This is a genomic window from Sinomicrobium halophytocola (assembly GCF_052983395.1).
Genome location: NZ_JBRKIT010000007.1, coordinates 52,644 through 64,551, shown reverse-complemented (window position 1 = coordinate 64,551; position 11,908 = coordinate 52,644). Strand labels below are relative to the sequence as shown.

13 protein-coding genes are annotated in these 11,908 nt (G+C 39.7%); 6 read left to right on the top strand and 7 right to left on the bottom strand.

Features of this window, described 5'->3' with window-relative positions:
• Nucleotides 1–69 precede the first annotated feature (69 nt).
• The 3 genes from ACVBDY_RS01775 to ACVBDY_RS01765 form a co-directional block, all read right to left on the bottom strand.
• Complete coding sequence (locus ACVBDY_RS01775) at nucleotides 70–603, bottom strand: carboxymuconolactone decarboxylase family protein (protein WP_447173751.1); 534 nt, start codon at nucleotides 601–603, stop codon at nucleotides 70–72.
• A 64-nt stretch (nucleotides 604–667) separates the two neighbouring features.
• Entirely contained in the window at nucleotides 668–1,204 is a 537-nt protein-coding gene (locus tag ACVBDY_RS01770) for a DUF417 family protein (protein ID WP_447173750.1), read from the bottom strand.
• Between the two features lie 141 nt (nucleotides 1,205–1,345).
• Complete coding sequence (locus tag ACVBDY_RS01765) at nucleotides 1,346–2,188, bottom strand: helix-turn-helix domain-containing protein (protein ID WP_447173749.1); 843 nt, start codon at nucleotides 2,186–2,188, stop codon at nucleotides 1,346–1,348.
• Nucleotides 2,189–2,321: 133 nt separating this feature from the next.
• On the opposite strand from ACVBDY_RS01765, the gene ACVBDY_RS01760 reads away from it, so the two are divergent.
• The 5 genes from ACVBDY_RS01760 to ACVBDY_RS01740 all read left to right on the top strand — a co-directional run bounded on the left by ACVBDY_RS01760 (nucleotide 2,322) and on the right by ACVBDY_RS01740 (nucleotide 6,614).
• On the top strand, nucleotides 2,322–2,873 hold the full coding sequence (locus tag ACVBDY_RS01760) for a TetR/AcrR family transcriptional regulator (protein ID WP_447173748.1): 552 nt from the start codon (nucleotides 2,322–2,324) through the stop codon (nucleotides 2,871–2,873).
• Between the two features lie 276 nt (nucleotides 2,874–3,149).
• Nucleotides 3,150–4,163 (top strand): zinc-dependent alcohol dehydrogenase family protein, encoded by a 1,014-nt coding sequence (locus ACVBDY_RS01755; RefSeq protein WP_447173747.1) that lies wholly within the window; start codon nucleotides 3,150–3,152, stop codon nucleotides 4,161–4,163.
• Between the two features lie 67 nt (nucleotides 4,164–4,230).
• Nucleotides 4,231–4,770, top strand: coding sequence for a TetR/AcrR family transcriptional regulator (locus ACVBDY_RS01750; protein ID WP_447173746.1), 540 nt, complete (start codon nucleotides 4,231–4,233; stop codon nucleotides 4,768–4,770).
• 75 nt (nucleotides 4,771–4,845) lie between these two features.
• A complete protein-coding gene (locus ACVBDY_RS01745; protein WP_447173745.1) occupies nucleotides 4,846–5,664 on the top strand; it encodes an SDR family NAD(P)-dependent oxidoreductase in 819 nt (272 codons plus the stop codon).
• 80 nt (nucleotides 5,665–5,744) lie between these two features.
• Nucleotides 5,745–6,614, top strand: coding sequence for an alpha/beta fold hydrolase (locus ACVBDY_RS01740; RefSeq protein WP_447173744.1), 870 nt, complete (start codon nucleotides 5,745–5,747; stop codon nucleotides 6,612–6,614).
• A 1,121-nt stretch (nucleotides 6,615–7,735) separates the two neighbouring features.
• On the opposite strand, the gene ACVBDY_RS01735 is transcribed toward ACVBDY_RS01740, so the two are convergent.
• On the bottom strand, nucleotides 7,736–8,590 hold the full coding sequence (locus tag ACVBDY_RS01735; protein WP_447173743.1) for an enoyl-CoA hydratase/isomerase family protein: 855 nt from the start codon (nucleotides 8,588–8,590) through the stop codon (nucleotides 7,736–7,738).
• 94 nt (nucleotides 8,591–8,684) lie between these two features.
• Here ACVBDY_RS01735 and ACVBDY_RS01730 point away from each other — a divergent pair, with 94 nt between their 5' ends.
• A complete protein-coding gene (locus tag ACVBDY_RS01730) occupies nucleotides 8,685–9,068 on the top strand; it encodes a winged helix-turn-helix transcriptional regulator (protein ID WP_447173742.1) in 384 nt (127 codons plus the stop codon).
• A 32-nt stretch (nucleotides 9,069–9,100) separates the two neighbouring features.
• Here ACVBDY_RS01730 and egtB read toward each other — a convergent pair whose 3' ends face one another.
• The 3 genes from egtB to ACVBDY_RS01715 form a co-directional block, all read right to left on the bottom strand.
• A complete protein-coding gene (gene egtB / locus ACVBDY_RS01725) occupies nucleotides 9,101–10,282 on the bottom strand; it encodes an ergothioneine biosynthesis protein EgtB (protein WP_447173801.1) in 1,182 nt (393 codons plus the stop codon).
• Nucleotides 10,283–10,303: 21 nt separating this feature from the next.
• The gene (egtD, locus tag ACVBDY_RS01720; RefSeq protein WP_447173741.1) at nucleotides 10,304–11,308 is read right to left on the bottom strand and encodes an L-histidine N(alpha)-methyltransferase; all 1,005 of its coding nucleotides are present in this window, start codon (nucleotides 11,306–11,308) and stop codon (nucleotides 10,304–10,306) included.
• A 180-nt stretch (nucleotides 11,309–11,488) separates the two neighbouring features.
• Nucleotides 11,489–11,791, bottom strand: coding sequence for a phosphoribosylpyrophosphate synthetase (locus tag ACVBDY_RS01715; RefSeq protein ID WP_447173740.1), 303 nt, complete (start codon nucleotides 11,789–11,791; stop codon nucleotides 11,489–11,491).
• Nucleotides 11,792–11,908 lie beyond the last annotated feature (117 nt).

Here is an 11,908-nt window from a genome sequence, read left to right as displayed (position 1 = left end):
AAAAAGACCGCCTAATACTTTTTAGCCGGTCTCTTTTCCCTTTTATTGATAAAAATATTCACGCTCTTCTTATAGGGCAGGTGCTGCCGGGAAGTCCACAGGAATTTTGGTTAGTGCATAGATATAGTTTGTTATGGTCTTGTCCCCTACAGCAACTACCACATCAATCAATGTTCCTTTATTATATCCTGCCGAAAAAAAGTTTTCCACTGATTGTTCATCAGCATGTCCTTTATTTTCCGCGATGCTTTTCGTTAATTTTGCCAGCGCATCCAATTTGCTGTCAAATGACGCCGTTCCACCACGTAGCTCTATAATCTGCTCGTTAGTAAACCCCTGCATCTTTGATATGGCAGTATGAGCTGCAAGACAATATGTACAGTCATTTACCTGGCTTACTACCAGATTTACTACTTCTTTTTCTTTTGCTTTCAGAGAAGTTTTTGCTCCTGCTAGAGCCAAATAAGTCCCTAATGCATTTTCAGAATGTGCATAGACTGCGAAAAGATTAGGTACATGTCCGATATTTTTGGTCAAATTATCAAACAATCCTTGGTTTGCTAGTGATACTTGGTTTCTTGTTGGTACTTCTATTGTATTCATGATTTCTATTTTTAAATTATTTTCTGTTTATTTTATATTGTTTTTTGTAAAGATCTGTTGTGGCTTATCTTCTGTTTGCTATACTTCCTTTAGCTCTCAGCCCAAACTGTGTTATCAGGTATAATGATGCTCCAAGGCCTATTATATCCTTGTAAAGGAAAAGTCCTAAAAAACTCATATACTTTATTCCTTCCACATTGGTCAACGAATCCGGTGTTGTTATGACCATTGTACTGGTGATAAAGAACATTACAACCCCAATCGCTCCTCCGATAATCCCAGCCTTTGGTCTAAACAAGCCTATAATCATCAATATTGCCGCTATTATTTCTGTTAGCCCAATCAAGTCCGATCCGAAATACACTCCGAATATTTTGAAATGCCAGCTGATCAGTGGGTTGTTTGTTACCAGCGGTATAATTCCCTCTGCTCCTGGCGCCGTCATTTTATAGGCGCCAGCCCATAACAGCATCACGATCATCCCTGGAGCTATCACTTTGAAAGGAAAATTTTTGGCTTCTACCCACCCTGCTAATTTCAAAATGAGATTTTGTTTTTCTACACTAATTTGGTGTCCTGTGTTTAGTTCTGATGTTTTCATTTTTTATTGTTTTTTAATTGTTAAAAATTTGATAAGACAAAGTTGCGACAAATGCAAAAGCCGGAAAAGGCCCCAACTGCCCGAGAATGTGCCAATGTTTCCCGAATTATCAAATTCCCCTAAAACCATATTAAAGGCGGACTAATGCTGTTTTTTAAAATCCGTTACCGACTGACCGGTTACCCTTTTGAAGAATTTCCCAAAATGACTGGCACTCTCAAAACCCAGTTCATAAGCAACTTCTTTAGAGGTCTTATCTGTGTAGTAGAAAAGTCTTCTAGCCTCCTGAGAAATGCGTTCTTGAATAATGGTCTGAGGGCTCTTGTTATTATATAAGGCAAAAAGGTTTGAAAGTGTCTTTGGCGATTTAAAAAGCTGATCAGCATAAAAACTGACCTGGTGCTGTTTTTTAAAATTCATCTCCACAAGTAAATTATACTTCCTGATGATATCCAGTTTGTCACTAGGCAGTTCATTTTCATTAACGTATTGTGCTTTGGCCAGTCTGGTCACAATGATGATGAGGCGCTTTAAGAGAACCTGCATCATTTCACCCTGTATGGAATCGTTTGTCAGAAATTCATCGCAAAGCATCTGCCGTATACTATCGATCTGCTGCTGATCGTGAGCGGTTAACTCAATAAACATTTTCCTTGGTGGGCCATAGAATAGAAAGCCGACACAACTCACCTCCTTATCATGATCTACAATACAGTAAAATTCTCGATTAAACTGCCATGCAACAATGTCCTTCGCATTATCGAAATAAAAGTTCTCGCTGGTCATCAGGCAATGTACAGTATTGCCGGGAAACAAATACGGTAGGTTATCGATCATGATGGTTTGTTCAACTCCCCTGTTCCATGCAATGGTGAGTAACTTTTCCTTCTGATCTTTGCCATAAAAATTGCGGTCAAGTGATCTCTCATCATATACCATACGAAGTAACGCATCGGTCTTATTGTTATAAAATTGGTGAATCATGGATGGTTTTTATTACAAATATACAAAAAAACAGACCGACTTGTTTTTTAGTTTAAAATTTTGTTGAAGTGTGCATTTATATTATAAATCAAACAGACTTGTCGGTTTAAAAAAAACACCATAAATTTGTGTTATGCGTACCCAAAGAAAAAATGCTGTCCGTCAGAATATCATAAATACCGCCTCCAGGCTTTTTTATAAGCAGGGATATGTTAATACGGGCATCAACCAGATTATAGAAGAATCTGGTGTTGTGAAATCAACTTTATACACTGCCTTTCGTACCAAAGAAGATATTTTGATGGAATATCTGGTAAGTGCAGGGAAAGCTACTGATGTAGCACTTAAAAGTGCTTCTGAAAATGGTAAAGATCCAAAAGGAAAAATCCTTGCGATATTTGATTTCCTGATCGATATGGTACAAGAGGATGAATACTACGGTTGCAATTTTCTAAACTTAATTTCAGAAATACCAAAAGACGCGGAACGTGTCGTGAAACAGATACGCAAACAAAAGAATGGGGTACGGAATTTATTTACTGGTATTCTCGAGCCTATTGGAAAAGAGGAACTAGCCGATGAAATTTACATATTATTCGAAGGCGCCCTTATTGCCAACAAGGTCCATAATGAGGTTTGGCCAGTGGACAAGGCAAAAAGTATAGCTGCTTTACTTCTCTCCTAAATACCCTTATAAATTTCAATCCTAAAGGCATTATTGTTTTTAATTCATCCTTTGGTACATGATCTTATTCATTTATATAAGGTGATAAATCTTAAACTAACTAATTTTATAGGTCAAAAAGTGCCCTATTACATAATTGTAGAATACCGATTAACAATCTGTTTATAAGATATTTAAATCAACATATATATATTTTTCTTGAAATAATAAAACAGACTTGTCTGTTTTATATAAAAAAATTTTATATTTGTCCTCATAATCAATAACGACCACAATATGAAAACATGGGAAATTCTGGGCTTCGGTCTGGAGAATTTAAAACAAACAGTAAGAGCAACCCCTGAGCCAGGGGCAGGACAACTTTTGGTAAAGGTGAACGCAGTATCACTGAACTACCGTGACAAAGCTATTATAGAAGGAGCGTACCTTCCACATTTGATGAAAATGCCTATCGTACCAGTATCAGACTTCGCTGGAACAGTAGTAGGTCTGGGAAAGGGCGTAACAAAGTTTAAGGTGGGAGACAGAGTGATGTCAACAATGTTTCCTACATGGAAAAATGGAGTAAGACACCCTAAAGGAGTTTCTGAACATGCTTTGGGAGGCCCTATAGATGGTGGATTGGCCGAGTATGCATTACTGAGCGAAGCGGGTGCAGTAAGAAGCCCAGAAAATCTGACGGACATCGAGGCTTCAACATTGCCTATAGCCGGATTAACGGCTTGGACGGCATTGGCAGAATTAGGTAAGCTGCAGAGAGAACAGACGGTAGTAACCTTGGGTACCGGAGGTGTAGCGCTATTTGCTACACAACTAGCAGTAGCCATGGGAGCCCGCGTAATCGGACTAACGGGAAGTGAAGAAAAAAGTGAATTGTTACAGCGTCTGGGAGCAGATCAAGTGGTAAATTATAAGACATATCCTAAATGGCACGAGAAAGTATTGGAATTGACCGGCGGTAATGGGGTCGATATTGTAATAGATATTGTCGGAGGAAACAATATCAACAAATCAGTACAGGCTATATGCAATGGCGGCCAGGTATCGGTTATAGGGTTTTTAGATGGTACAACAACAACATTGGACCTGTTCCCAGTAATTTTCAAGGCAGCGCAGGTACGCGGAACACTAGTAGGCAGTGTAGAAGCTTTTGAAAGGCTCGTTGACTTTGTTGAAAAACACAACATAAAACCAGTGATCGAAAAAACCTACAGCTTTGACCAAGCAATACAAGCCTTTAAGCACCAAGAAAAAGGAATAGTTGGGAAGCTCGTTATTACTAATGATTAACCGTACGCTCTACTTCTTTGATGGATAATGAGAAACATGAAAAGTACATGCAGCTAGCGTGAAGACAATGAAAAATAGTAAAACAAGAGAAGGCATCATCAGAACGGCGGCAAGGTTATTCTATAGACAGGGATATTCCAGAACAGGGATCAATCAGATCATAGAAGAGGCAGATATAGCGAAATCGACTTTGTACCAGCATTTCAAATCAAAGGAAGAACTACTACTGGCATATCTAGAGGAAGCAGGTGAGACGACGGTAAAAGCACTGATAAATGCTGCTAATAAAGAGACTCAACCGCTCGAAAAGATCCTTTCGATATTTTCGTATATCGAGGAATTGATTTCACAACCCGATTTCTATGGATGCCATTTTTTGAATCTGGTATATGAGATGCCGGATGGGGATGAACTGACAAGTGCTCAGGTAAAAAAACAAAAGGATGCTGTGAGGCAGCTTATTGCCGAGGCAGTAAACCCAGTAAAGAGGCCGGAATTAGCTGATGAAATATATACTTTGTTGGAGGGAGCACTAATAGCTCATAAAATTCATCAAAGCAGTTGGCCTATACAGTCAGCCATGAATGTGATCAGAAAGATTGTGTAATTTTTTTGATTAAACAAAAACAGACTTGTTTGTTTAATTATGGAACTTGAATACAAATATTAAAATTCAAAAATTATGTCAAAAATAGTGTTTATTACAGGTGCCTCAAGAGGTTTTGGAAAAATCTGGGCAGAAGGATTCCTAAAAAGAAGGGACAAAGTGATAACAGCAGTGCGCGATACCAATAGTGTACAAGACCTTGTTAGCCTTTATGGCGATGCGGTTTTGCCGTTAAAACTGGATGTGAATGATAGGACAGCAGCTTTTGAGGCGGTCAATAAAGCCAAAGAAAAATTCGGTCGTATTGATGTGCTGATCAACAATGCCGGGTATGGACAAATGGGTGCTGTAGAGGAAATTACCGAAGCCCAGGCAAGAGCACAGTTTGATACCAACGTATTCGGGACGTTATGGCTAATCCAAGCAATGCTGCCAGTAATGCGTGCTCAGGGATCAGGTCATATTGTAAATGTGTCAAGCATATTAGGTCTTGTAGGATTACCAATATTATCGTGGTACAATGCGTCTAAATTTGCGGTGGAAGGTTTAAGCGAGAGCCTTGCGGGAGAAGTGTCCCAGTTTGGAATTAAAGTATCACTATTAGAGCCTAATGGATATGCAACCGATTTTGGAGGTTCTTCAGCAAAATTCGGAGAAACAATAGCGGTTTATGACGAGTTAAAAGAAGCTGTTTTTGCAAACTTTAATGATGATTTCTACGGACATCCGGCAGCAACACTGGATGCTGTGCTTCAATTAGTGGATAACGAAAATCCACCTCTACGCTTATTGCTGGGAAGAAAGGGTTTGCCTTGGCTACAACAAGTATACACAAGTCGTCTAGCAGAATTTGATGCCTACAAAGAAATATCCGCGGCCGCACACGGTCATTAACCTTAAAAAAAGTAATCAAAAAAGTGTAGCTAATGGCCAATGGACATGCAAGCTACACGTGTCATCTAAAACAATATATTATGAAAACACAAGCGATTAAATACTTAAAAGCGAAAATTAATGATTTAGAAATTTTCTATCGCGAATCAGGACCAGTTGGTGCACCAACGGTATTACTCTTACACGGATTTCCTACGTCTTCGCACATGTACAGAAACCTGATACCATTATTAAACAGCAAATACCATGTTATTGCTCCTGACTTACCTGGATTTGGTTATTCGGATGCACCTGCTCATACTAATTTTACCTACACGTTTGACAATCTGACTAAATATATACAGGGATTAATCGGATACCTAAACCTAGAACGCTTTGCTTTACAGGTTTTTGATTATGGTGCCCCTGTAGGATACCGCTTAGCATTGGCCAATCCGGATAAGATAACTGGAATAATCTCACAGAATGGTAATGCGTATGAAGAAGGCTTAAGTGACGGTTGGAACCCGATACAAAAGTATTGGGTCGACCATAGTGAGGAAAATCGTAACAACTTGCGTGCTCTGACGACTCTAGAAACTACTAAATGGCAGTATTTTACAGGGGTATCCGATATTGCGTTAATCGCACCTGAAAGTTATTCGCTGGACCAGTATTTTCTGGACAGGGATGGTAATGTAGAAATACAATTAGATCTTTTTAAAGATTATGCAAGTAACGTAGCACTATACCCTGCATTCCATGCCTATTTCAAAAAACACCAGCCGGCACTATTAGCAGTGTGGGGCGACAAGGATCCCTTCTTTTTACCGCAGGGTGCAGAGGCATTCAAAAAGGATCTGCCAAAGGCCATAGTGAAACTATATAATACAGGCCACTTTGCCTTGGAGACACATTTAAATGAGATCGGCGAAGAAATACTGAACTTTTTAAATGGGCTGCCAACATAAATAAACACGGCAAGTAGATCGGTATTGGCTTTTTGAATTAAACCATGCCTGAGACCAAACACAAATATGGTTATAAAATATAATAATGTTAGCTTGGGTTGCTGCCGCAAAAGATTGTGGCAGTAACGCCGGGTTTTACAGCGGAAGGCGATAGTAACTGCGGCTGAGGAAGAGAAAAGGACTCATTTCCGGATATTTTGGAGAGGATTTGAAGAGATTACACCCCTGAAAAGATGGTGCCAAAATTTGTATAAATATGGATTAAACAAGCTTGACCTTTCCAAAGGATTCCAGTTCTAAAAATTTAGACTCAAAAAGATCAGAAGACATTTTCTTCTTCAACAGATTATGAAAGTTCTCATCATGTGTGGATAAAACAATCTGCTTCCCCTCAATTTAGAGGTGTGAAGAATACCCAGTTTTTCTTATTTAGACTATCCAGAATTTTTGCGTAGTCCACAACAAATGGGAATGATCCTTAATATCGGATCCCAAATAAATACTAAAGAAAAAACGCCTAAAATCAAAAAAGTCTGCAAACCCATGATTTTCAGACTTTTAAGTGATTTTGTTTTTTCAAAAAGCGGTCCGGACGGGAGTCGAACCAAGCTTATAATAATCTTATGATGAACTTTTCATATTCATGTCTTTTCCCTACTCACCATAATTATTCAGACGTTTGCTGCAGATGCTATATAAATATACGAGTAATATTTGGAAGTTGAAAGTAAATACTTTTTTTAATCATCACAGCCTTGGTTTTCATATGAGATCGTTTGGAATCCGGAAGTAACGTTTGACCGTACTCAATATATCCCATCATAAATGTTGTTCTATGTATCGGGATACGTATAAAATGACTTCGGGATGAAAGGAACCTAATCGAACAATTTATACTCCTTTTGCAGTTTTTTGAAAAAGTCATGAGAGAAAAAAGTGAGGATAAATCTTTGAAAAATAATGAGCTGTAGAATTCATAGATATCCTTTTCAATCATCAGCCTTTAAAAAGTAAAGTTCCCAAGACTTTAGATAATCACTTAGGTTAATATAAAGCGTAAGACAAGGCATCTTACGCTATATATTTTTAGATGTGCTTTCAAAATCCTTTTTTTTTGGATATTAGATCAATTTCCTGAGCAATTTTTCTAACTCAAGTTCCCCCTCCACGGTTTGTGCACCATTTTCCATAGCCTCGGTCATAATTTCAGCTGTTTTCGAATTGTAGGCTAATGTTGCCCATTCTTCATTTTCCATTTCAAACCCCTTACGGTCAATGCCGGGAGCCAATACTTTTTTGGTGGCCTCGATGACACAATCCGGTAGAGCAGCAATATTGTGTGCCAGTGTATGTACAAATCCATCTATTTCAGCATGGGGTATGGCCCGGTTGATCCAACCATAGCGTTCGGCGGTAGCAGCATCGAATAAACCGGCCCCTAAAATTATCTCCAGTATACGGTTACGGGACATCTTTGAAGAAAGGTACTGTGTGCCCCCTCCCCCGGGAATGATTCCCATCAGGGCTTCACATTGGGCCAGCTTCCCTTTTTCCAGTGAAGCAAAACTCATATCGGCTGCTGTTACGAATTCAGCACCTCCTCCCCTTGCAATTCCCTTTAATTTTACAAGGGTCACCTGGGGCTGTCCTCTTAACATTTCTCCTACTGCCTGGAAAACATTAAATCCGTCCGGGGCCACCGCACTCAATTCTTCCAATATATCCTGTTCCCCCAAAATGTTGATATCCACATGGGCGATAAAAAAGTTCGGGTCGGCACTGTCAAAAACAATAACTTTGATGCCTTTGTCAGTGGATAGGCCATCCAACAACTGTTTCAGTTCCTTCATCATTCTGCCACTTAAGGCATTTACAGGGGCATTGTCCAAAGTAATTGTTGCAACACCGTCTTCTGTGGAAATACGAAGCAGGTTGTAGCCTTTTCCATTAAATTTGGATATTCCGTTATTTGTCATTTTAAAAAATTTAATCGTTATACCTTTGTTTAACACCAGTAAAACTAATACAGGTATTCCTCTTTTATGGGGATGCTATACTAAACCATAGCACATGGGAACAGTAAATGAAAAGGAAGATCGGTCGTACATTTGTACGATACAAGATCAAGAAGAGGTCAAGTATGCACAAGACACCTTATACGTGTTGAACGGCAAATGGCGAATGCAGGTAATTATTGCCATCTATAATGGTACACATCATTACCGTAAGATTGCACAAAATATTCCGGGAATCACCTTTAGTATGCTATCCAAGGAATTAAAGTTTATGGAACTTAACAATTTGGTTACCAGGACACAGGATCCGGATTTCCCTAAAGATGTAGAATATCGGCTAACCGATTATTGCGAATCTTTATATCCTTTGGTGGAAACTTTGATTGCATGGGGCAAACAACACCGGAAAGAAATTTCTGATCTGTCCGGAAATCATTAGCACTTGATATGACCGAGCATCTTTAAATATCTCTATACTGATTTGGATAATCTCATTCCGGAAAATTGCCAGCGACGATCTGTTTGGAAAAAATTTCGATATGTTTTGCGACTATGCCCTTTAGGGGTGGCCACTGAAGCCCCTCGCAAAACCATTTGATCGACCATGAACTTCCCATTATATTCCCCTATGGCGCCTTTGGCTTTCCTGAATTTTGGGTAGGGAAGATAGGCACTTTCCGTCCATTCCCAACGATGGCCCCACTTGATCTGTTCGGAGGCTACCTCCCATTCCGCTTCCGTGGGCAATCTTTTACCCCTCCATGATGCAAATGCTGCTGCCTCATAATAGCTGATATGACAAACTGCTTCGTTAGGGGCTATTTCCTGTATGCCCCTGAGTCCATAGTGCATCCAATGTCCCTCCATCAAATGCCAGTACAATGGAGCCTTGATATTGTTCTTGTTCACCCAATCCCATCCTGCCGAATGCCAAAATCTAAAATCCGCATAACCCCCATCCTGTATAAATTCCAAATACTCACCATTACTAACGGGGTAGGAAGCGATCTCGAACGCATCCAGATAAACCAAATGTCTTCCCATCTCATTGTCAAAACAAAAGCCTTTGCCTTTGTGCCCGATCCAATAGGCCCCTTCAGAAAATGCAACTGACCTTTCCCGTAAAACCTCGATTTCATCAAAAACCGTTTCATGGGAATAGACAGGGAACAAGGGATTATGCCCTAATATATATTTGATATCCATAAACAACAGTTCCTGGTGTTGTTGTTCGTGATGGATCCCCAATTCCAAAATGTCCCACAGTTCTTTGTCGATGCCTGTACTCCCAAACAGTTGTTCGACATGGCTGTCCACATACTGTCGATACTGATATATTTCAGATACTGTGGGTCGGCTCAGATTTCCCCTATCCGTTCGGATCACCCGTGCCCCTACCGTTTCATAATAACTATTGAACACATAGTTGAAATTGGGATCGTACATCTTATAGCCAACCAAGTTGGGAACCAGGACAAAGGTTTCAAAAAACCATGTCGTATGCCCCAAGTGCCATTTTGGGGGGCTCACATCCCCTATAGGCTGCACCACATAATCCTCAATTTGCAGTGGGGAACATATGGCCTCCGTATGTTTTCTGACCAATCCATAGTTTCCCAATACCACTTGGCCTTTGTTCTTCTCTTTGGGCATTGATTCCATAAGTCTTCTTCTTTAATCGTTTCCTTTGATTTTCCAAACGGCATCCATAAACCACTCCTTGGCGTCATAAATCATTCCGACAGTATCGAATCCGGTCTGCTCCGCTAAGTTTTTAATTTCTGTCAGGTCGTACTTTTGTGATATCTCTGTAGAAATCACTTCATGTTTATCAAATCTGATGGTATGTCCATCGATATGAACCTCCTGTTCCCTTATACTGACCAAGAAACTCCTGCATGCCCCGCTAATGGGGTCATAGGTAGGATAATGTTCAAATTGATCCAGAACAAAATTGGCCCGAAGTTCCCTATTGATACGTTCCAATAGGTTCAAATTAAACTTCGAAGTCACCCCGGATGCGTCATTATAAGCCCGAAGTATTTGCTTTGGGTTTTTCTTCAGGTCAAACCCGATCAGTACCAAATCATCGGGAGAGAGTAAGCTTTGCAATTGGCTACAAAAGTCTCTACATTCATCATATTCCATATTACCGATATTGGCCCCTAAAAAAAGTACCACTTTCCGGTGATTTGAACGGGAACATGCCTCGCCCAACATTTCCATGTATTCACCCTCAAAGCCCTGTACTTCCAGTTCGGGGAATTCCGATTGCAATGTACTGCCCAGGAAATCAAGAATGGAGCCAGAAATGTCAATAGGCATATAGTTAAATCTCGCATTTCCCTGGTAAAGCTCCCGAAGCAAATGCTTTGATTTAAACCCATCCCCTGCCCCTAGTTCGATCAAGTCGAACGGTGTACCGTACTTGTTGATCAACTTGCTCAGTTCACTGGTTTTGTTCTTGAATATGTCCAGTTCACAATCGGTCAGGTAATATTCAGGCAGATCCATAATTTCCCTGAACAATACCGACCCTTTTTTATCGTAAAAATATTTTGGGGGTAATTGTTTTGGGGAAGAGTGCAAACCGTTCAACACATCATCCCTGAATCGCAACAAGGCAGTTTTTTGCACCCTTACTGCAATCGTATTGGTGCCGTTCATATCCACATTCATCCAATTTATGCTTTCTATTATTATTGTTCTTCCTGTTCCCTTCGCATCCACAAGCCTTTATTTCCGTCGGAAATCCGATCCAAACTTTCAAAAACGGCAAAAGGCCATTCTTAAAACAAACATGTTTTGTGTTCAATACCTAAGAACCCTGAATTTGTGAAGCTATTTGTGCCTTTTGGGTCACACCTTAATTTTTTCCAACATTTCATCGGTAATACTTTCGGAATAAATCCCATAGCCATTCACCAGTTGCCCCTTTAGTTTGTATTTATCCGAAGAAATAGCATATAGAATACTGGAATCTCCAGGGTCGCTCATACCTTCAAAACGGAAGTATTCATCAACCTCAAATTCGTTATGGAATATTTTATATTCACCATTTCGGCACTCTAAACAATTCTGTTTTAAGTTAAAGTCTTCCACATAGCCTTCTTCCCTTAACACATTCATTGCTTGGCTCAACGTATCAAAATCTCTGTTCATGATTATATTCGGTTTTTTATTTTAATTCAGTTATTGTCCAATTAAAAGAACTTCAAAATTCAATCAACAATTAAAGAGGTAAGCCGTAAATAATTTAGCAGTCCTCCTTTTTCACAA

What these genes read in the sequence shown, in the direction of transcription:
- ACVBDY_RS01775 (WP_447173751.1), bottom strand. Translation starts at nt 603, where the DNA reads ATGAATACAATAGAAGTACCAACAAGAAACCAAGTATCACTAGCAAAC.
- ACVBDY_RS01770 (WP_447173750.1), bottom strand. Translation starts at nt 1,204, where the DNA reads ATGAAAACATCAGAACTAAACACAGGACACCAAATTAGTGTAGAAAAA.
- ACVBDY_RS01765 (WP_447173749.1), bottom strand. Translation starts at nt 2,188, where the DNA reads ATGATTCACCAATTTTATAACAATAAGACCGATGCGTTACTTCGTATG.
- ACVBDY_RS01760 (WP_447173748.1), top strand. Translation starts at nt 2,322, where the DNA reads ATGCGTACCCAAAGAAAAAATGCTGTCCGTCAGAATATCATAAATACC.
- ACVBDY_RS01755 (WP_447173747.1), top strand. Translation starts at nt 3,150, where the DNA reads ATGAAAACATGGGAAATTCTGGGCTTCGGTCTGGAGAATTTAAAACAA.
- ACVBDY_RS01750 (WP_447173746.1), top strand. Translation starts at nt 4,231, where the DNA reads ATGAAAAATAGTAAAACAAGAGAAGGCATCATCAGAACGGCGGCAAGG.
- ACVBDY_RS01745 (WP_447173745.1), top strand. Translation starts at nt 4,846, where the DNA reads ATGTCAAAAATAGTGTTTATTACAGGTGCCTCAAGAGGTTTTGGAAAA.
- ACVBDY_RS01740 (WP_447173744.1), top strand. Translation starts at nt 5,745, where the DNA reads ATGAAAACACAAGCGATTAAATACTTAAAAGCGAAAATTAATGATTTA.
- ACVBDY_RS01735 (WP_447173743.1), bottom strand. Translation starts at nt 8,590, where the DNA reads ATGACAAATAACGGAATATCCAAATTTAATGGAAAAGGCTACAACCTG.
- ACVBDY_RS01730 (WP_447173742.1), top strand. Translation starts at nt 8,685, where the DNA reads ATGGGAACAGTAAATGAAAAGGAAGATCGGTCGTACATTTGTACGATA.
- egtB (WP_447173801.1), bottom strand. Translation starts at nt 10,282, where the DNA reads ATGCCCAAAGAGAAGAACAAAGGCCAAGTGGTATTGGGAAACTATGGA.
- egtD (WP_447173741.1), bottom strand. Translation starts at nt 11,308, where the DNA reads ATGAATGTGGATATGAACGGCACCAATACGATTGCAGTAAGGGTGCAA.
- ACVBDY_RS01715 (WP_447173740.1), bottom strand. Translation starts at nt 11,791, where the DNA reads ATGAACAGAGATTTTGATACGTTGAGCCAAGCAATGAATGTGTTAAGG.